This window comes from Streptomyces sp. NPDC007088 (assembly GCF_042869355.1).
In the GTDB taxonomy this organism is placed as follows: domain Bacteria; phylum Actinomycetota; class Actinomycetes; order Streptomycetales; family Streptomycetaceae; genus Streptomyces.
In genome coordinates this window covers 252,316-271,266 of sequence record NZ_JBIAFO010000003.1, presented here as the reverse complement: position 1 = coordinate 271,266, position 18,951 = coordinate 252,316, and the positions used below count along the sequence as shown (strand labels likewise).

The following is an 18,951-nucleotide window of genomic DNA, read 5'->3' as shown; positions in this document are numbered from 1 at the left end:
CGTATGTGGCCCTGCGGAACCACACTCGGCCCGGAGAGTGTGATGGCGTACACGGCGGTTTCGGGGAAGCGCAGCCGGGCAGTCGCCGGTTGCACCGGAGAACGGAAACGGAACGTGAGATTCCAGTACTACGGGGGCCGGGGGCCGGGGCCGGCCGCACAGGGCCGGCCCGAACGGGGGCCGGTTCGCGCGAGGACCGGTCGTACGGGGTTCGGTACGCGCGCTCGGGCGGCCGGGCCCGGGTCGTCGAGCGGAAGGCGTGAGACGTGTCATTCCAGGTGACCGACGAGGAGCGGGACGGCTGGGCCGTGCTGCGCGTGTCGGGCGAGATGGATCTGGTCTCCTCGCCCGCGGTGCGCCAGCGTGTCCACGAGGCGGTGGCGGAGGGCCGGCACAGCGTCGTCCTCGACCTGTCCGAGGTCTTCTTCTGCGATTCGAGCGGGGTCGGCGTCATGATCGCCGCGCGCCGCCTGATGCGCTCGTGCCACGGGAGCCTGCGCGTCGTGCTGCCGGCCCGGGGCGCGGAGGAGGGTTCGCACGTCAACCGGGTACTCGCGGCGCTCGGTGTGCGCCGCCTCTTCGACGTCTACCCGGACGTCACGACGGCCCTGGACGAGCGCGTCCGCCCGATGTCCGCCTGAACGGAGAGCCGCCGCCCCGGTGACCGCCTGAGACCGGCGTGTCCGCCTGAGCGGAGAGCCGCCGCCTGAGCGCGGGGCCGCCGCCCGATGCCCCCTGGAGCGCAGAACCGCCGCCCGGCGTCACGGTCTCTCCCCGGCGGGGGCCTCGCGGGGCGCGGGGCGGCTCTGGCTGCGTACCGCGCCGACGCTCGCCGCGATGACGAGGGTGATCGCCGCCGCCTCGGTCCAGGACAGCGACTGCGACAGGACGAGGAAGCCCGCGAGGGCGGCCACGGCCGGCTCCAGGCTCATGAGGACCGCGAAGGCCGAGGCGGGCAGCCGCCGCAGCGCGATCAGTTCGAGGGTGTAGGGCAGGACCGAGGAGAGCACCGCGACGGCCGCCCCGAGCCCGACGGTGCTCGGTACGAGCAGCGCGTCCCCGGCCTGGGCGATGCCGAAGGGCAGGATCAGCACGGCGCCCACGCCCATCGCGAGGGCGAGCCCGTCCGCCTGCGGGAAGCGCCGCCCGGTGCGGGCGCTGAAGACGATGTACGCGGCCCACATGGCGCCCGCGCCGAGCGCGAAGGCGACGCCCACCGGGTCGATGTCGCTCATGCCCGTCCCGCTGAGCAGGAAGATGCCGAGCAGCGCGAGCGCCGCCCACAGGACGCTGACGAGGCGGCGTGCGGCCACCACGGACAGCACGAGCGGGCCGAGCACCTCGAAGGTCACGGCGAGACCGAGCGGGATACGGTCGGCGGCCTGGTAGAAGAGGCCGTTCATCGCGGACATCGCGAGGCCGAAGGCGAGGACGGTGCCCCAGTCGGCGCGCCGGTAGCCGCGCAGCCCCGGCCGGCACACCACCAGCAGGACGACGGCGGCGACCACGAGGCGGATCGCGACGATGCCGAGCGGCCCGGTCCTCGGCATGAGGCTCACCGCGAGCGCTCCGCCGAACTGCACGGACACGCAGCCGCCGAGGACGAGACCGACCTGCCCCAGGTTGCCGGTGCCGTCCCCGCGGCCCCGGCCGCGCCCCGGCAGCCCGCGCCCGCGCGCCGCCCGCACCTCGCCCGCCACCTCGGGCTGTGCGACGGCGGCCGCCTCGGCCCCTTCGCCCCATGCCGCTCCCATGCCTCCGCCTTTCGACCCGTCCCGCCGGGCCACGGTAGGGCGCGGGGACGCACGCGTGAAATGCCCGGCGGGCTGTGGTTATGCTCACAAGGAATGAGCGTGCGGGTGCTGTGCCCGCCCGTGCCGCGCCGCCCGGGAGGTGCCGTGACCCCGCCCGCCTCCTCCGCGTCCCCCGAGACACTGGAGATCCGGCACCTGCGCTGCTTCCTCGCGATCGCCGAGGAGGGCAGTGTGACGGGCGCCGCGGCCCGGCTGCGGGTGGGGCAGCCGGCGGTCTCCCGCACCCTGGCCCGGCTGGAGCGGGCGCTCGGGCTGCGCCTGGTGGACCGCTCCACGCACCATCTCGTCCTGACGGCGGAGGGCCGGGCCTTCCGGGAGCGGGCGGCCGTCGCGGTCGCGGCCTTCGCGCAGGCGGTGGGCACGGCGGGCTCGCCGCGTCCGCTGCGGCTGGGGCACGCGTGGTCGGCGGCCGGCCCGTACACGACGCCGTTGCTGCGCCGCTGGCACGAGACGCGTCCGGGCCTGCCGCTGGAGCTGCTGCGGATCGACGACCGTACGGCCGGGCTGACGCAGGGCGAGGTGGACCTCGCGCTGCTGCGCGGGCCGGTCACCGCGCCGGGGCTGGTCACGGTCGAGCTGTACACGGAGCCGCGCGTCGCGGCGGTCCCCTCGGACAGTCCGGTGGCGGGCCGCCGCTCGCTGGTCCTCGCCGATCTCGCGCCGTACACCCTGGCCCTCAACACGGTCTCGGGCACGACGACGACGGACCTGTGGCCGCCGGGCGCCGGTCCCGGTTCGACGCTGACGGTCGCGAACACCGACGACTGGCTCGCGGCGATCGCGGCGGGCCTCGCGGTGGGGGTGACCGCGCGGGCCACGCAGGGCGTGCACCCGCACCCCGGCGTCGTCTACCTGCCCCTGGCGGACGCCCCGCCGCTGACCGTCTCCCTGGCCCGCAGGACCGGCCCGGTACGCCCGGAGGTGGCCGAACTGATCGCGCTGGCCCGGGAGGTCACGCGGGCGGGCGACTCGGCTCCGGGCTCCGCGCGCTGATCAGGGCTCCGCGCGCCGAGCGGGCGTGCCGTCCCCGCCCCCGTCGATCGCCGCCGCCAGCACCTCCGCGAGGTGCCGGGCGTGGCGCCCCTCGCCGAAGTGGCCGATCTGGGTGCGGCAGGAGTAGCCGTCGGCGAGGACGAGGGAGTTCCCGGGCGCCGTGCGCAGCGCGGGCAGGAGGCGGTCCTCGGCGCAGGCGGCGGAGACCTCCTCGTGCCCCTTCTCGAAGCCGAAGTTGCCCGCGAGGCCGCAGCAGCCGCCGCTCAGCTCACCGCTCAGCCCGGTCCGTTCCCGCAGACGGCGGTCGGCGGTGTCGCCGAGCACGGCGTGCTGGTGGCAGTGGGTCTGGCCGACGACGGGCGCGTCCAGCCGGGGCGGCCGCCAGCCGGGCGCGGCCCGCTCCTCCAGGATCTGCGCGAACGTCCGTACCCTGTCCGCCAGTCCGGCGGCGCGCGGGTCGTCGGGGAGCAGTTCCGGGAGGTCGGTGCGGAGGGTCGCGGCGCAGCTCGGTTCGAGGACGAGGAGCCGGAAGTCCTCTGCGCGGGGCAGGTCGCCGAGGGTGTCGAGGGTGCGGCGCATGGCGGAGCGGGCGAGGCCGAGCTGTCCGGTGGAGACGTAGGTCAGTCCGCAGCACACGGCGCCCTTCCTGACCCAGTCGGCCTCCAGGCGCGTGGGGACGCCCGCGTCGGCGAGGACGGTCAGGGCGGCGCGGCCGACCCGCGGGCTCAGGTACTGGGTGAAGGTGTCGGGCCACAGCCACACCGTCGCGTCCGGGTGCCCGGCGCCCGGGACCTCCCCCCGGCGCGGGACGAGGGGGCGGGGCGCGAGTGGCGGGATGTCGCGCGCCGGGGAGATCCCGGCGAGGCGTTTGGCGAGGGCGGCGAGCGGTCGTGGCCGGGCCGCCGCGTTGACCTGCCGGGCCAGGGGCGCGGACAGCCGCAGCAGGCGGGGCAGCCGGCCCAGCGTGTAGTGGCTCGCGGGGCGGCGGCGCCCGGCGTAGTGGTGGTGCAGGAACTCGGCTTTGTACGTGGCCATGTCGACGCCGGCCGGGCAGTCGGAGCGGCAGCCCTTGCAGGACAGGCACAGGTCGAGGGCGTCGCGGACCTCGGTGGAGCGCCAGCCGTCGGTGACGAGGTCCCCGGCGAGCATCTCGTGCAGCAGCCGGGCCCGGCCGCGCGTCGAGTGCTCCTCCTCGCCGGTCGCCCGGAACGAGGGGCACATGACGCCGGGCCCGGTCGAGGGCCCGCCCGAAGCGCCGCCCGGCTCACGGCACTTGGCGACGCCGACGCAGCGGCGTACGGCGGCGGAGAAGTCCCCGCCGTCCTGCGGGTAGCCGAACTCGACGTCGACGGGGTGCCGGGGCAGCGGCGCGAAGCGCAGGTTCTCGTCCAGTTTCGCGGGCCGCACCAGGATGCCCGGGTTGAGCAGGTCCTCCGGGTCCCACACGGCCTTGACCCGGGCGAACAGGCCGGTCAGCTCGGGCCCGTACATCGCGGGGAGGAGTTCGGCGCGGGCCTGCCCGTCGCCGTGCTCGCCGGACAGGGAACCGCCGTGCGCGACGACGAGCGCGGCGAGTTCCTCGGAGAAGCGGCGGAAGACGGCGACGCCCTCGCGGCTGAGCAGGTCGAAGTCGACGCGCACGTGCACGCAGCCCTCGCCGAAGTGCCCGTACGGCGTGCCGCGCAGCCCGTGCGCGGCGAGCAGCGCGCGGAACTCCCGCAGGTAGGGGCCGAGCCGGGCGGGCGGCACCGCGCAGTCCTCCCAGCCGGGCCACGCCTCGGTGCCGCCGGGCCCCCGGGTCGCCGTCCCGGCGGCGTCCTCCCTGACGCGCCACAGCGCGCGCTGGTCCGCGGGGCCGGTCACGAGCCGGGAGCCGAGCGCGTCGGCGGCCCGGACGATCTCCCCGGCGCGGTGGCGGGCCTCGGCGGGGGTGTCCCCGCCGGTCTCCACGAACAGCCAGGCCGCGCCCCGGGGCAGCCCCGAGGGGTCGGGCACGAGGTCGGCGGCCATGCCCTCGACGGTGAGCGGCCCGTACGGCAGGAGGCCGGGCGCGGCCTCGGCGGCGGCGCTCTCGTCGGCGTACCCGAGGACGGCGAGGGCGCGGGTCCTGGGCGCCTCGACGAGGCGGACGGTGGCCTCGGTGAGGACGCCGAGGGTGCCCTCGCTGCCGCAGAAGGCGCGGGCGAGGCCGGTGCCGTGCTCGGGCAGCAGCGCGTCGAGGGCGTACCCGGAGATGCGGCGCGGCAGTGCGGGGTAGCCGGTGCGCAGCAGCGCGAGGTTGTCCTCGACCAGGGCCCGCAGCCCGTCGGGCGCGCCGCCCGCCCAGCCCCGGCCGAGGCGGTACGCGGTGCCGTCGGCGGCGAGCACGTCGAGGCTCTCGACGTTGTCGGCGGTCGTGCCCCAGGCGACGGAGTGGGCGCCGCAGGAGTTGTTGCCGATCATCCCGCCGAGGGTGCAGCGGGCGTGTGTCGAGGGGTCGGGGCCGAAGGTCAGCCCGTGTCCGCTCGCCGCCGTGCGCAGCGTGTCGAGGACGAGTCCCGGCTGGACGCGGGCGGTACGGGTGCCGGGGTCGAGGTCGAGGAGGCGGTTCAGGTGCCGGGTGAAGTCGAGGACGACGCCGGTCCCGGTGGCCTGACCGGCGATCGAGGTGCCGCCGCCGCGCGCCAGGACGGGCACCCGGTGCTCCCGGCACACCGCGAGGACGGCCGCGACGTCCTCGGCGTCCCGTGGCGCGACCACGCCGAGCGGCACCCGCCGGTAGTTGGAGGCGTCCATGGTGGTGAGGGCCCGCGCGGTGACGGAGAAGTCGACGGGGCCGCGCACGGCGGCGGCCAGGTCCCGGCGCAGCGCCTCCGGGTCCGCGCCGGCGCCCGTGCCCGTATCCGTGCCCGTGCCCGTGTCCGTGCCCGTGTCCGTGTCCGTGTCCGGGGCCCGGCCCGCCGTCGTCCCGCCGCTGCCGCCCCGGTGCGCGAAGTCCGCCATGCCTCCCAGGAGATCACAGGAGAGGCGGACGGCAGGGGACGGCGCCGGACGCCCCCGGGGCGGTGCCGGGCGGCGTCCGGGCGTGACGTGGCCCGCATCCGTCCCCGTCCCCGCCCCTTGCGCGCAGGGGAGTTCGCCCCGGTTCGCCCCGCCTTGCAGGGACGATTCCACCATCCCGCCGTCCGGGGGCTTCGTCTCATCCGACGGACGCCCGGGGCGCGGGGCCGCCGGGAGGTACTACGCTCGCGACGTGGCTGAGATCCAGATTCCCGCTGACATCAAGCCCGCCGACGGCCGTTTCGGCGCGGGCCCCTCCAAGGTGCGGACGGAGGCGCTGGACGCGCTGGCCGCCACCGGAACCTCCCTGCTCGGCACCTCCCACCGCCAGGCCCCCGCGAAGAAGCTCGTGGGCCGGGTCCGGGACGGGGTGCGCGACCTCTTCCAGCTGCCCGAGGGGTACGAGGTGATCCTGGGCAACGGCGGTTCCACGGCGTTCTGGGACGTCGCGACCCACGGGCTGATCGAGAACAAGTCGCAGCACCTGAGCTTCGGCGAGTTCTCCTCCAAGTTCGCGAAGGCGTCGAAGCTCGCGCCGTGGCTCGCCGAGCCGAGCGTCATCAGCTCCGACCCGGGCACCCACCCGGAGCCGGTCGCCGAGGCCGGGGTCGACGTGTACGCGCTGACCCACAACGAGACCTCGACCGGGGTCGCGGCGCCGGTCAAGCGCGTCGCGGGCGCCGACGAGGGTTCCCTCGTCCTGGTGGACGCGACCTCGGGCGCGGGCGGCCTGCCGGTCGACATCGCGCAGAGCGACGTCTACTACTTCGCCCCGCAGAAGAACTTCGGTTCCGACGGCGGCCTGTGGATCGGCGTGTTCTCCCCGGCGGCGATCGAGCGCGCCGAGCGCGTGCACGCCTCGGGCCGGCACGTCCCGGAGTTCTTCAGCCTGCCGACGGCGATCGACAACTCCCGCAAGAACCAGACGTACAACACCCCGGCGCTCTCCACGCTGTTCCTGCTCGCCGAGCAGCTCGACTGGTTCAACGGCCAGGGCGGTCTGGACTGGGCGGTGCGGCGCACCGCGACCTCGGCGCGCACGCTGTACGGCTGGGCGGAGGACGTGAAGTACGCGAACCCCTTCGTGGCCGACCCGGCGAAGCGCTCGGCCGTCATCGGCACGATCGACTTCAGCGAGGACGTGGACGCCGCCGCCGTGGCGAAGGCGCTGCGCGCCAACGGCGTCGTGGACACCGAGCCGTACCGCAAGCTGGGCCGCAACCAGCTGCGCGTCGCGATGTTCCCGGCCGTGGACCCGGCGGACGTCGAGGCCCTCACGAAGTGCGTGGACTACGTCATCGAGCGCCTCTGACCCGGGGCGGGTGAGGCCGCTCCCCGGCCTCCCCGGTCCAGATGGGCGGGACGAACGGCCCTTTCCCGTACGGCTGTACGGGAAAGGGCCGTTCCTCGTACGCCGGGTGCGTCGTACGCCGGGTGAGGGGGCGGGCCTGCGGTCAGTGGCCTCCCCGGCGGCCGCCGCGACCGCCTCCGCGACCGCCGCCGAGGAGCCGTTTGCCGACGAGGACGACGCCGAGGGCGACGACGAACACGACGGCGACCTTGGAGAAGTCCGCGTCGAAGCTCGCGCCGTCGCCGTCCCGCGCGCTCCCTTCGCCCCGGTCGCCCTGGTGGTCCTTGTCGCCGGGCGGGTGCGCGCCGCCCTTCTCGCCGGGCGGCGCGGTGGACGCGTCCCCCTGGCGCGCGCCCTTCACGGGTTCGGGCCGCACCTCGCTGTGCTCGCCCTCGGAGCCGTACATGAGCGTCGTACCGTCCGGGGTGTACGTCATGGACTCGCCCTGGCGTTGCAGCGGGACGGAGAGCCGCCCCTCGGCCTTGGGCCGGCCGTCGTTCCAGGCGTAGGACTGGCCGCCGAAGTAGCCGCGCAGGGAGAGCTGCCGGCCGTCCGGGGAGAAGGCGCCGTCGGTGACCCACAGGTCGACGGGGGCCAACTTGCGGAAGACGTTGGTGCCGTGCGCGGAGAGGGTGCGGGGGCCTTCGTAGAGCGCGCCGCCGTCCTCCTTCTTCGACGCGATGTAGACGCGGCCGGTCCGGGGGTGGACCATCAGCGCCTCGGCGTTGCGGGGCCCGTCGGCGTACTGGACGGTGAACTGGGTGGCGCGCAGGGTCTGGTCGCGCAGTTCCTTCGGTTCGGGGAAGCGGTAGATCCACACGTGGGGCCACTTCCCGCCGAGGTTGTCGCCGATGTCGCCGAGGTAGATCTGGTGGCCGGGGCCGATGGAGACGGCCTCGACGTCGCGCGGGGCGCCGATCCCGGTGAGGGTGACGCGGGCGACGGTGCGGCCGGTGCGGCTGTCGACGGCGTACACGTAGGGGCCGTCGTCGCTGTCGTTGTGCGTCCAGTACACGCCCGGGTGCAGGGTGCTCGCGGCGAGACCGCTGGACTCGGTGACGCGCGGGTCCTCGATGGTGAACGCCTCGTGCCCGCCGTCGTCGGCGCGGGCGGGCGTCGCGGGTGCGCCGAGCGCCCCGGTCAGGGCTGCCGCGAGGGTCAGCAGCAGGGCGGCGAGGAGGGCGGGGCCCCGGCCGGCACGCGGGACGCGGAGCGCCTCGGAGCGGGGGTGGGGCGCCTCGAAGTGGGGGTGGGGCGCCTCGGAGCCGGGGCGGGGCGCCTCGGAGCCGGGGCGGGGCGCCTCGGAGTGGGGGCGGCCCCCTTCAGAGCGGGGGCGGTCGGCGGGACGGCGGTCGACGCGGCGGCGGAACGTGCGTGGGCGCATGGGGCCAGTCTCCCAAGCCGTCCGGGGTGGGTGCGGCCGGTACCGGCGGGGCCGCCCGGGAGGGGCCGCCGTGGCGATCGTCACCTCGCGGGTGGGGGCCGGGCGCGGCCGGAATCCCGGATGATGTTGCCCATGCGTTTTCTCTTCGTCGGCGACAGCCAGACCATCGGGCGGGCCGGCGACCACACCTGGCGTTACCGCATGTGGCAGCATCTCGGCGCCTCCTTCGGCGGCCCGTTCAAGATCGTGGGGCCGCGCGACGGCCTGTACGACCCCTCGGCCGACGCGCCCGTCTCGTACGCCTACGCCGACGAGGACTGGCCGCTGCACGCCCGCCGTCATCTCGCGGGCTGGGGCGAGGGCTGGCAGCACATGGTGCCGCTGGTCGGGGACGCGGTACGCGGCGGGAAGGCGCAGGTCCTGCTGGTCGCGCTGGGCCTGATCGACCTCGGTTTCTACACCAACAGCGAGCAGACCGCGGACAACGTGCGCCGCTTCTTCGCCGAGGCGCGCGCGGCGAATCCGGGGGTGCGGGCGGTGGTCCTGCCGGTGATACCGAACATCCGGGCGCAGGCCGACGACTCCTTCGCCGAGGAGGTGGACCACTTCAACACGCTGCTGGCGAAGGCCGTCGCGGAACTCGACTCCCCGTCCTCCCCGCTCCTGCTGGCCTCGCTGCCCCAGGACTACGACATCCACCGCGACACCTACGACGGCACCCACCCGGGCCCCTCGGGGGAGCGCAGGATCGCGGCGGCCTTCGCGACCGCCCTGCACCAGGGCTGGGGGCTCGGCGGGCCGTACGAGGACCGCTGAGCGTTCCCGGTGCGCCCGGCCGGCCGCGCGGGTCAGCCGCGAGGGCCCCACGGCGCAGGAGGTCCGGCCGCTCCCCGGCCCGGCGTCTCAGGTCTTCCCGAGGAGGCGCCGCAGCCACTCGGTGCGGGCGGCGAGGGCGGACCGGGTGAGCGCGGCCCCGGGCGCGACCCCGTCGAAGCCGTGGAACCCGCCGGGCCACACGTGGAGTTCGGCGCTTCCCCCGGACCGCCAGATCCGGCTCGCGTAGGCGACGTCCTCGTCGCGGAAGGTCTCCGCCGAGCCGACGTCGATGAAGGCGGGCGGCAGTCCCGACAGGTCCGTGGCGCGGGCGGGGGCGGCGTACGGGGACACGTCGGGGCCGCCCCGCGCGTCGCCGAGGAGGGCCTCCCAGGCGAGGTGGTTCGCCTCCCGGTCCCAGACCCCGAGGGCGGCCATCTGCCGGGCGGAGGGCGAGTCGTTGCGGTCGTCGAGCATCGGGCTCATCAGCAACTGCCCGAGCAGCGGCGGGCCTTGGCGGTCCCGGGCGAGCAGGGCGAGCGCGGCGCAGAGCCCGCCGCCCGCGCTGTTGCCCACGAGCACGATGCGGCCGGGGTCGATCCCGGCCTCCTCCGCGTGCCCGGCGATCCACACGAGGCCCGCGTAGCAGTCCTCGACGGGGGCGGGGTGCGGGTGCTCGGGAGCGAGCCGGTAGGCGACGGAGGCCACGGCGACGGTGAGCCCGCCGACCCACGGGTCGAGCATCTGCAGGACGCTCACCCGGTGGTCGCCGGTGATCATCCCGCCGCCGTGGGCGTGGTAGACGAGGGGCAGGGCCCGGCCGGCGAGCCCGGCCGGACGGACCAGCAGCAGGCTCACCTCGGGACCGCCCGGGGGGCCGGGCACGGCCCGCTCGCTGACCTCGTACTTGCCGCCGGCCCGCAGCTCCTCCAGGGTCGGGCGCGGCAGCATCCGGTCGAGTTCCGCGCGCCGCCGGGGCAGTTCCTCAAGGCTGCGGGGCGGCGGCGCCTCACCGAAGGCGTCCAGTTCGGCGGCCAGCTCGGGATCGTAGGACGGCGGCGGCCCGACCGGCTCCGGCCGGACGGTACGGGCCTCCGGCCCTTCCGCCCCGCCCGGCCCGTGCGCCCCGTCCGCCCCGCCCGCGTGGCCCGTCCCGCTTCCGCCCATCGCTTCCCCTCACGTCACCGCGTCCGCCGCGCCCCGGCCCCGCGCCGGGGCAGCCGTACGGACACAGTCGTGCCCCGTACGGACACAGTCGTGCCCCGTACGGACACAGTCGTGCCCCGTACGGTCACAGTCTTTCCCCGTACGGCCGGAGCACGCCGGACGCGGGGCCGGGGAACGCGGGCGGGCGGACAAAGACGCGGCGCGAGGCCGGGTGGTGGCGGCGCGCGGGCCGGGAGGGGCGGCCGCCAAGGCGTTTACCAGCGGCTTTCCACCTGGGCGCGGATACGCCGGTCGTACAGGTCGCGGATCGCCCGGAGGGTCTGCTCGGACAGCGGCGGGAGCTCCCCGGCCGCCGCGTTGCCCCTGGCCTGCTCGGGGGTGCGGGCGCCGGGGATGACGGTGGTCACTCCGGGCTGCTGCACGATCCACCGCAGCGCGGTCTGCGCGGGGGTGGCGCCCTCGGGGACGAGCGCCGCGAACTCCTGGGCCGCTTCCACTCCGGTGGCGAAGTCGACTCCGGCGAAGGTCTCGCCCTGGTCGAAGGCCTCCCCGTGCCGGTTGAAGGTGCGGTGGTCGTTGGCGGCGAAGGTCGTGTCCTTCGTGTACTTCCCCGACAGGAGCCCCGAGGCGAGCGGGACGCGCGCGATGACGCCGACACCGGCCGCCCGCGCGGCGGGCAGCACCTCGTCGAGCGGTTTCGTCCGGAAGGGGTTGAGGATGATCTGCACGCTCGCGACGCCGGGCCGCGCGATCGCGGTGAGCGCCTCGGCGCAGGTCTCGACGCTCACGCCGTAGCCCGCGATCCGCTCTTCCTGGACGAGGGTGTCGAGCGCGTCGTACGCCTCGTCCGAGGAGTACACGGCGGTGGGCGGGCAGTGGAGCTGTACGAGGTCGAGACGGTCGACGCCCAGGTTGCGGCGCGAACGGTCGTTCCACTGGCGGAAGTTGTCGAGGACGTAGTTCTCGGGGATCTGGTCGGCGCGGCGCCCCATCTTGGTGGCGACCATGAGGGGGACGTCGGGCCGCTCCTTGCGGAAGGCCGCGATGGTCTGCTCGCTGCGGCCGTCGCCGTACACGTCGGCGGTGTCGAAGAAGGTGACACCGGACTCGACGGCGGCGTCGAGCACCGCGAGCGCGTCCTTCTCGTCCACGTCGCCCCAGTCGGCGCCGAGCTGCCAGGTGCCGAGTCCGACGGTCGAGACGGACCGTCCCAGCCTGCTGAATTCACGCGATTCCATGAGGCCAGTCTGTCAGCCGCCCCCCGCCCGGCCCCCGCACCACCCACTGGCCCGCAAGGACCTGTCGGCGCCGGCCCTGGAACGTTCCGGCAGGTTCCGCACGCCGGGCCTCGCCCAGCGACTGGTGCCGGAACGGGACCTGTCCGTCCGGCAGGCGTACACCGGGGGTGCGCTGGTGCGTCGAGCACATGGCCTCGCTGGAGACGGTGGCCTGCGGCAGCGCGGGGCACCACGCGCCGGAGGACCGCCCCGGGGAGACCGCCGCCGCGCTCGCGTCCTCGGCGGACCGGCACGGCCCGCGCGGGGGCGCCGGGGAGCGCTGAGAGAAGTGACGCGAAGCGGCGGGGCGGGAAGCGGCAGGAACGGTCGTACCGCCGCGGCCGTACCGGGGCCGTCCCGTCTCAGTCCCTCTCGTGTTCCGGCCGGCCGTCCCAGCGCCAGGCGCCGAGCCGTTCCCGGCCGGGCAGGAGGCCACGTCCGGTGGCCCACAGCAGGGTCGGCCACGGCTCCCGCTCGCGTGGTGCGCCGGGGAACAGCCGGTCGAGGGCGCGGGCGGCGAGGTGCGCGGGCGGGTCCCAGTCGAGGCCGAGCCCGCGCGCGATGTCGTCGGTGTGCACGAGCGTCTCGACGACCCCCATGGCGGCGAAGCCCCGCACGTCGGACCGTCCGAAGACGTGGTGCGCGCGGACGGTGTCCGGGGTGACCCGGACCATGGCGGCGAGCAGCGCCCCGCACGCCTCCAGCACCTGGAGCAGGCCGGCGACACCCGCCCCCGGGTCGGCGTGCACGGCGTTGGAGGGCGCGCCCGGCTGCGAGGGCGCCCACAGGAACGGGACTTCGCCGGTCAGCGGAGGCGTGCGCGGGCCGATCTGCGCGGCGTAGGCGAAGAGGTCGTCGGCGAGGTGCCCGGCGGTGTCCCGGCAACTCCAGGTGAGCGGCCCGGCGGGCACGTCCCAGTCGCCCCCGGCCGCGCCGGCGAGCGTGTCGACGCAGAGCCGTACGGCCTCCAGGACGTCATCGGCGTACTGACCGGCGGCGGCCGAACCTGCGGCACCGGGGGCGGGATGCGGAACGTGGGAGGTCATCGCGCTCACGGTGCCGGTGCCCGGCCCCGCCCGCAACCTCTTTCCCGGCGGCCCGGCCGCGCGTTTCCCCCCTTCCTTCCCGACGGTACGGCCCTCCGGGTCGGGCGCCCTCACAGGCGCGCGTGCCGCCCGCCGCCCTCCCGGGTGTCGCGGGCGGCCCGGTCGCGCCGCGCGCCACGCCGGGGCAGGGCCAGCACGGCGAGGACGACGGTGCGGGAGACGAGCCCGGCGAGCAGAGCCGTTCCGTAACCGGAGACCCCCAGTTGCGGGCCGAGCTGCCCGGTCGCCCAGGAGATCAGCAGCCACACCAGGGAGTCCTGGAACACGCCGACCACGCCGAGGGCCAGCAGGACGACGTACGGCGTCTCACGGACGTCGTCCGAGGGCCAGGCAGAGATCAGCTGGTTCACCACGGTGTAGATCAGGTCGGCCAGCACGAAGGCGAGCAGCACCGACATCGTCCCGGCCACGTGGAACTTGACCCCGGGGAGCAGAACGACCGCGAGGCCGATCCCCAAGTAGCTCCCCCACAATCTCCGCTTTCTGTTCACATCCATGGCCGAAGCCTCACGCGGAGGGCGCGACGGGGGAAGGGCCCGCCGCGCCTCGGGGACGGGTTGTTACACACGAGACGGCCAGGTGACACGGGCCCCGGCGGCGGTCACCTCCCCGCGAGCAGCGCCTCGGTGAGGCCCCGCAGGCGCCGCGCGGCCCCGGGGTCGAAGGAGCCTGAGTCGACGGGGATGCGGCGGCCCTCGACGTAGGCGCTGAGCGCCTCGGCCGGCGGGGTGTCGACGGCGGCGAGGACCGGCGGCAGCGCGGCCCCGACCGGCTTCGCGTGCTGCCGCATGGAGTGGATGTGGCGGGCCGTCTCGGCGTCGTACTCGCCGGAGAAGCCGGTGGCGGTGACCCCGGGGTGGATCAGTACGTAGCGGATGCCGCTCGTCCCGTACTCCTCGGCGTAGGCGGTGCCCAGCAGGTCGTTGAGCACGCCGCCCTGCCCGAGCGCGGCGCCACCGTGGTAGGCGCGGCTCAGCTGGAGGTCGTCCCAGTGGATCAGGTCGAGGGGCGCTCCCGGACCGGCCACGTTGACGACGACCGGACGCGCGGAACGGGCGAGCGGCCCGGCGAGGGCGCGCCCCAGCAGGTAGCGGCTGAGGTAGAACAGCGCGAAGTTCTCCTCGAAGCCCTCGGCGGTCACGGTGCGCCGCGAACGGTAGTGCCGGGCGCACAGCACGAGCGCGTCGACCGCCGGGAACCGCTCGGCGATCTCCCCGGCGGCGCGGCCGGTTTCGGCGAGCAGGCTGAGATCGGCGGTGACGAAGTGGGCGCGGCCGAGGGCCCCGGCCGCCCGCGCGGAGCCGAGGAACCGTTCTCCCTTCCCGGGGTTCCGGCCGATGACGACGACGGTGTCCCCTCTGTCCAGGGCGTGTTCGGCGAGAGCCTTGCCGATGCCGTCGGTCCCACCGGCGATGACCAGGGTCTTCATGGACGGCTCTCCTCGTACGGGTGATCAGTGGTGGACGGTGGCGGTGGCGACGGACGGCGGAGAGGTGGCCGAGGGCCCACGGCCAACGGCCTCCGGAGGGCCGGTGGACGAGCGCCGCCGACTGGGCCCGCAACTGGCCGAGTACGCCGGGGCAGGGCCGCACCCGGTGTGGGCGTCGGTGCGGGGCAGGACACCGCGTATGACCCGGGTGGGCAGCCCGGCGGCGAGCAGCCCCCGGACGGGGCGCACGGTCTCCACGGCGGTCTCGTCGTGGGTGCGGTATCCGTTGGCGCAGCGTCCGGGCCGCAGCGGACCGACCCGTTCGCGGGAGCGCCGGAGGCGTTCACCGGTGCCGGTGCGCCGGGCCAGTTCCCCGATGAGCACGTACGAGCCCGCCTCTCCGCGCTTGGCCTTCCCACCGTGTCATGGAGCAACAGTGGTCGCGCGCCCCGCATTCCGGCGCGCGGCCGGACCGTCGGGCGAACCGGGACGAGCAGGCGAACCGGGTCACGCGAACAACTGCCGTACGAGTGACTCCGATTCCTCCTCGGCGGCGAGCCAGCCACCGTGTCCGCCGGGGAAAAGCACCGGTCTCAGGCCGAGTTCCCCGGCGAGCTGGGCGGCGGGCCGGTGGGACAGCGCCCCGCGCGAGGTGGTCCCGGCGGCCAGGACGAGCCGGCCGTCCCGGGCGGCGGGCCGCAGCGCCTCGACGTCCGGGAGGTAGGAGGTGACCTCGCGCAGCTCGTACTCCAGGAAGTGCGGGAAGTTCCCCATGAGGCGGGCGGCGAGACCGGGGGCGGGCTCCCAGTGCTGATCGTCCCCGGTGGCCCCGACCCCGGCCCCGAACCGCGCTCCCGCCGCACCGGGCCCCTCCCGCTTGTAGACGGCGTAGACCTCGTCGACGAACGCCCGGTGTTCGGCGGCGCCGGGCAGCACCTGGAACACCGGCGGTTCGTGGGCGAGGAGCCGCGCGACATGCCGCGGATGCCGGGCGAGCAGATCGAGCCCGACGACCGCCCCGGAACTCCCGCCGAGCACGTAGGCGGGCCCGTCGGCCGCACCACCGCGCTCCCGCCCGGCCTGCCTGATGAGCGCGAGGGCGTCGTCGGCCTGCGTGCCGACGCGCAGCGTCTCGCGCGGCCCGTCGAGCGTGCTGCGGCTGTACCCGCGCGGATCGAAGGCGACGACGGTGAACGAGCCGGCGAGCCGCGCCCCGAAGGAGTCGTACACCCCGGCGTCACCACCCCCGCCGGGCAAGAGCAACAACAGCGGCCCGCTGCCCCGCACTTCGTAGTACAGGGTCGCCCCCGGGACCTTCAGCTGTCCGGGGACGGGAGCGGCGGCGGAGGCATGGACGTCCATGGCGGCAACCTAACGTGACCGGCCCAAGGACCTCCCCCGGTTTTCCGCCCCGTCAGGGCACGGCGGTCAACGCGACGCCCACCATCTCGTGCAGCAAGTCGGCCTCCACGAAGGGGTATTCCCGGGTCGGCCGGGACCGCCAGTCGAGCGGCCAGGTGAGCCCTTCGAGCGCGGGAACCCCGACATAGGCGAGCCGGCCGTCCCCCTTGTGCAGCACCCGGGTCCCGGGAGGCCAACGCCGATCACCGAGCGACCCGGGCGCGAGCAGGAAGTACATGGCCCGCTCCCCGCTCAGCTCCCGCACGATGGGCCCCGCCTCGAAATTCGTGAACTGCATGATCTCGTAAGCGACCTGCTCCCCGAGAAACCCGCCGATCCGCACGGCGTCGAAGTGCACCCCGACGTGCCGCAGAGCATGCCCGTGGGCGGGAATCCAGTCGTGGACAGGGAAGAGGGCGGGCCGATGACGTGGTGTGGGTGAAGTTTTCCGTTCCATGAGCACGAGGGTGGGGGGCGCTCACATACTGTGACCAGCCTTACACGCACAGGGTGCGTTTTCGTGTACACGGGGAGAACGACGTGGCAGGTAGTGATCAAGCATCAGCGGCACTGGCCGTGTTCGGCGCGTTGCTCCGGTTCTACCGGTTGCGTGTGAACATCTCGCAGGAGCGACTTGCCAAGCATGTCGGCTACTCGAAATCGCAGGTCGCGATGGTGGAGGCGGGTAAACGCCTGCCCAGCGACCGCTTCGTCGTGGCCGCTGACGAACTGCTTGGTGCACAAGGTGCACTGAGGGCAGCAGCGGAGGCACTCGCCGAGATCAAGCGTTTCCCTGAGGGCTTCCAGAGCTACCTGGAGGAGGAAGCACAGGCCGTCATCATCGGCTCGTACGAGAACAGCCTGATCCCGGGCCTCCTCCAGACACCGGCGTACGCGCGCGCCGTCTACCGAACAGCCTGCCCGCCGCTGGAGGAAGAGGCCATCGACAAGAAAGTGGCCGAGCGGATCGAGCGCGCAGCGATCTTCACCCGAAAGCCGAAGCCGAAAGTGTCCTTTGTGATCGAGGAGAGCGTCCTCACGCGCCCCTTGGGCGGACAGCCGGTCTTGAAAGAGGCGCTGCGTCACATGCTCGGGCTCACTCAGCACCCCGGCGTAAGCCTCCAAGTGATGCCGAACGACGTACGTACGCACTCCGGGCTCAGCGGCCCGATGGTGCTGGTGGACACCGCCGACTACCGACGTTTCGTCTACGTGGAAGGCCAGAGCGGGAACTATATGCTTACCGAGCCCTCGATGACTTCGGTGCTCTTTGAGAAGTACGCGACGCTGCGGGAGCAGGCCAGGAACGTGGAGGATTCGGCGCGATGGATCGAAGAGGCGGTTGGGAACTTGTGAGTACCCCCCTGTGGATCAAGTCGAGTTACAGCAGCGAACAGGGCGGCAACTGCGTCGAGGTCGCCACTGGATCCGACTGCGTCAGGGTTCGCGACTCCAAGGACACCAGTCGCCCGCTCCTGCGGTTCGACAACGGCGCCTGGGCTGGGCTCCTGGGGTACGTCACGGGCGAACAAACCCCCCATTGAGCCACGGGCCGGGAACGAGAGGCGCGAGGATCAAGCACCCGGACCGGCCGCGCCGTTAGGAGAGTGCTTGGCCGAATTGCCCGAAAGGCGAAGCATGACGGAATCTTGGTTAGTTGCTGAAACCGGCTCTTCCACCGGATAAACCCGCAGGTCAGAAAGAGTGGTCCCCGCGCACGCGGGGATGGTCCCGTCCCAGAAATCAGGATTCCAAGGTTGTTGACGTGGTCCCCGCGCACGCGGGGATGGTCCCATCATCGGCCTTAACGGAACAATCACCCGCGAGTGGTCCCCGCGCACGCGGGGATGGTCCCGCCAAGAGGTGATGGACCACCTGGAGGTGATGGTGGTCCCCGCGCACGCGGGGATGGTCCCGGTGCGAACAGCAGCCCCAACAGCCGGACTGCGTGGTCCCCGCGCACGCGGGGATGGTCCCCGCACTCGCCCGGTCGCCATTTGGCGACTGGGTGGTCCCCGCGCACGCGGGGATGGTCCCCCCTCTGGAGCGCCTGACGTGCTCACCCTCGCGTGGTCCCCCGCGCACGCGGGGATGGTCCCAGGGCCACGCCGGGCCGGGTGGACGGCGGGCCGTGGTCCCCGCGCACGCGGGGATGGTCCCGCGTGTCACGATGCGGTGCGACTGTGTGAGGGGTGGTCCCCGCGCACGCGGGGATGGTCCCTGACCGCCGGGAACGGCGAGGTCGAGCAGACCGTGGTCCCCGCGCACGCGGGGATGGTCCCGCGTGGCGCGACAAGCTGTCGTCGGCGTACCTGTGGTCCCCGCGCACGCGGGGATGGTCCCTCCCAACCCAAAGGCGGGTGGTCACCCCATCTGTGGTCCCCGCGCACGCGGGGATGGTCCCAGCGCGTCCCTCGCCAAGGGGGTCTAGGGGTGGTGGTCCCCGCGCACGCGGGGATGGTCCCTTCGCGGAGGCGGCCCGCCGCGCGGACGTCCTGTGGTCCCCGCGCACGCGGGGATGGTCCCTCGGTGATGACGTCGCTGCTGACGACTGAGGGGTGGTCCCCGCGCACGCGGGGATGGTCCCAGGGGCAGGTCCGGGGCCGCGCTCACCGTGGAGTGGTCCCCGCGCACGCGGGGATGGTCCCGCTGCCTGGAACGCGGCGCTCACGGCGCGGTTGTGGTCCCCGCGCACGCGGGGATGGTCCCGCCGACCACGGCGACTACGAGGCGGTCCGGGCGTGGCCCCCGCGCACGCGGGGATGGTCCCTGGATGGACGACCTCGACCAGGAGCAGGCCCGGTGGTCCCCACGCACGCGGGGATGGTCCCCTACGGGCCGCCGCCTCCGCGCTGCCCGCGCTGTGGTCCCCGCGCACGCGGGGATGGTCCCCTGGCGCTCGTCAAGCAGGCCGTCCTCGCCGCGTGGTCCCCGCGCACGCGGGGATGGTCCCACGTATAGCTCGGGACAGGGGAACTGGGCGGTGTGGTCCCCGCGCACGCGGGGATGGTCCCGCCGTGCCCCCGCTCCTCGCCGCGCACATCGTGTGGTCCCGCGCACGCGGGGATGGTCCCAGGCGGCTCAGGAGCGTGAGGAAGAGGCTGAGGTGGTCCCCGCGCACGCGGGGATGGTCCCCATGCTGGTGGCCATCTGTCACACCCCGGAGTGTGGTCCCCG

General features: G+C 74.5%; 18 protein-coding genes and 1 CRISPR repeat array (1 of these 19 only partly in view). Of the genes, 7 read left to right on the top strand and 11 right to left on the bottom strand.

The features are described from left to right. Positions 1-266: 266 nt before the first annotated feature. Positions 267-641 carry an STAS domain-containing protein gene (locus tag ACFYMP_RS06920; RefSeq protein ID WP_388851687.1) on the top strand — a complete coding sequence of 125 codons (375 nt, stop codon included), beginning with the start codon at positions 267-269 and terminating at the stop codon, positions 639-641. Between the two features lie 120 nt (positions 642-761). Here ACFYMP_RS06920 and ACFYMP_RS06915 read toward each other — a convergent pair whose 3' ends face one another. Then, positions 762-1,754 (bottom strand): DMT family transporter, encoded by a 993-nt coding sequence (locus ACFYMP_RS06915; protein ID WP_388851684.1) that lies wholly within the window; start codon positions 1,752-1,754, stop codon positions 762-764. 93 nt (positions 1,755-1,847) lie between these two features. Between ACFYMP_RS06915 and ACFYMP_RS06910 the strand changes: the two genes are divergently transcribed. Next, on the top strand, positions 1,848-2,807 hold the full coding sequence (locus ACFYMP_RS06910) for a LysR family transcriptional regulator (protein WP_388851681.1): 960 nt from the start codon (positions 1,848-1,850) through the stop codon (positions 2,805-2,807). On the opposite strand, the gene ACFYMP_RS06905 is transcribed toward ACFYMP_RS06910, so the two are convergent. Beyond that, positions 2,808-5,789: an FAD-binding and (Fe-S)-binding domain-containing protein gene (locus ACFYMP_RS06905; protein ID WP_388851678.1), complete on the bottom strand. Its 2,982-nt coding sequence runs from the start codon at positions 5,787-5,789 to the stop codon at positions 2,808-2,810. Positions 5,790-6,039: 250 nt separating this feature from the next. On the opposite strand from ACFYMP_RS06905, the gene serC reads away from it, so the two are divergent. After that, positions 6,040-7,158: a phosphoserine transaminase gene (serC, locus tag ACFYMP_RS06900; protein WP_388851675.1), complete on the top strand. Its 1,119-nt coding sequence runs from the start codon at positions 6,040-6,042 to the stop codon at positions 7,156-7,158. A 142-nt stretch (positions 7,159-7,300) separates the two neighbouring features. Here serC and ACFYMP_RS06895 read toward each other — a convergent pair whose 3' ends face one another. Further along, entirely contained in the window at positions 7,301-8,581 is a 1,281-nt protein-coding gene (locus ACFYMP_RS06895) for a WD40 repeat domain-containing protein (RefSeq protein WP_388851672.1), read from the bottom strand. 132 nt (positions 8,582-8,713) lie between these two features. Between ACFYMP_RS06895 and ACFYMP_RS06890 the strand changes: the two genes are divergently transcribed. Further along, positions 8,714-9,397: a GDSL-type esterase/lipase family protein gene (locus ACFYMP_RS06890; RefSeq protein ID WP_388851669.1), complete on the top strand. Its 684-nt coding sequence runs from the start codon at positions 8,714-8,716 to the stop codon at positions 9,395-9,397. Positions 9,398-9,484: 87 nt separating this feature from the next. On the opposite strand, the gene ACFYMP_RS06885 is transcribed toward ACFYMP_RS06890, so the two are convergent. Then, the gene (locus tag ACFYMP_RS06885) at positions 9,485-10,561 is read right to left on the bottom strand and encodes an alpha/beta hydrolase (protein WP_388851666.1); all 1,077 of its coding nucleotides are present in this window, start codon (positions 10,559-10,561) and stop codon (positions 9,485-9,487) included. A 254-nt stretch (positions 10,562-10,815) separates the two neighbouring features. After that, a complete protein-coding gene (locus tag ACFYMP_RS06880; RefSeq protein ID WP_388851663.1) occupies positions 10,816-11,799 on the bottom strand; it encodes an aldo/keto reductase in 984 nt (327 codons plus the stop codon). A gap of 188 nt (positions 11,800-11,987) precedes the next feature. On the opposite strand from ACFYMP_RS06880, the gene ACFYMP_RS06875 reads away from it, so the two are divergent. After that, positions 11,988-12,122, top strand: a complete 135-nt coding sequence (locus ACFYMP_RS06875; RefSeq protein WP_388851660.1) for a hypothetical protein — start codon at positions 11,988-11,990, stop codon at positions 12,120-12,122. Positions 12,123-12,200: 78 nt separating this feature from the next. Here ACFYMP_RS06875 and ACFYMP_RS06870 read toward each other — a convergent pair whose 3' ends face one another. The 6 genes from ACFYMP_RS06870 to ACFYMP_RS06845 all read right to left on the bottom strand — a co-directional run bounded on the left by ACFYMP_RS06870 (position 12,201) and on the right by ACFYMP_RS06845 (position 16,231). Further along, positions 12,201-12,884: a hypothetical protein gene (locus ACFYMP_RS06870; RefSeq protein ID WP_388851657.1), complete on the bottom strand. Its 684-nt coding sequence runs from the start codon at positions 12,882-12,884 to the stop codon at positions 12,201-12,203. Positions 12,885-12,994: 110 nt separating this feature from the next. Continuing rightward, a complete protein-coding gene (locus ACFYMP_RS06865; RefSeq protein WP_388851654.1) occupies positions 12,995-13,441 on the bottom strand; it encodes a hypothetical protein in 447 nt (148 codons plus the stop codon). Positions 13,442-13,545: 104 nt separating this feature from the next. Continuing rightward, a complete protein-coding gene (locus ACFYMP_RS06860; RefSeq protein WP_388851651.1) occupies positions 13,546-14,373 on the bottom strand; it encodes an SDR family NAD(P)-dependent oxidoreductase in 828 nt (275 codons plus the stop codon). Positions 14,374-14,397: 24 nt separating this feature from the next. After that, positions 14,398-14,757 carry a MerR family transcriptional regulator gene (locus ACFYMP_RS06855; protein WP_388851648.1) on the bottom strand — a complete coding sequence of 120 codons (360 nt, stop codon included), beginning with the start codon at positions 14,755-14,757 and terminating at the stop codon, positions 14,398-14,400. A 123-nt stretch (positions 14,758-14,880) separates the two neighbouring features. After that, positions 14,881-15,735, bottom strand: coding sequence for an alpha/beta fold hydrolase (locus ACFYMP_RS06850; protein WP_388851645.1), 855 nt, complete (start codon positions 15,733-15,735; stop codon positions 14,881-14,883). 52 nt (positions 15,736-15,787) lie between these two features. Continuing rightward, a complete protein-coding gene (locus ACFYMP_RS06845; RefSeq protein WP_388851642.1) occupies positions 15,788-16,231 on the bottom strand; it encodes a hypothetical protein in 444 nt (147 codons plus the stop codon). Between the two features lie 83 nt (positions 16,232-16,314). On the opposite strand from ACFYMP_RS06845, the gene ACFYMP_RS06840 reads away from it, so the two are divergent. After that, the gene (locus ACFYMP_RS06840; protein WP_388851639.1) at positions 16,315-17,130 is read left to right on the top strand and encodes a helix-turn-helix domain-containing protein; all 816 of its coding nucleotides are present in this window, start codon (positions 16,315-16,317) and stop codon (positions 17,128-17,130) included. Then, positions 17,127-17,318, top strand: a complete 192-nt coding sequence (locus ACFYMP_RS06835; protein ID WP_388851636.1) for a DUF397 domain-containing protein — start codon at positions 17,127-17,129, stop codon at positions 17,316-17,318. The genes ACFYMP_RS06840 and ACFYMP_RS06835 overlap by 4 nt, the downstream gene beginning before the upstream one ends. A 160-nt stretch (positions 17,319-17,478) precedes the next feature. Next, a CRISPR array of direct repeats spans positions 17,479-18,951; the repeat unit is 22 nt; unit sequence GTGGTCCCCGCGCACGCGGGGA; it runs 73 nt beyond the window's last position.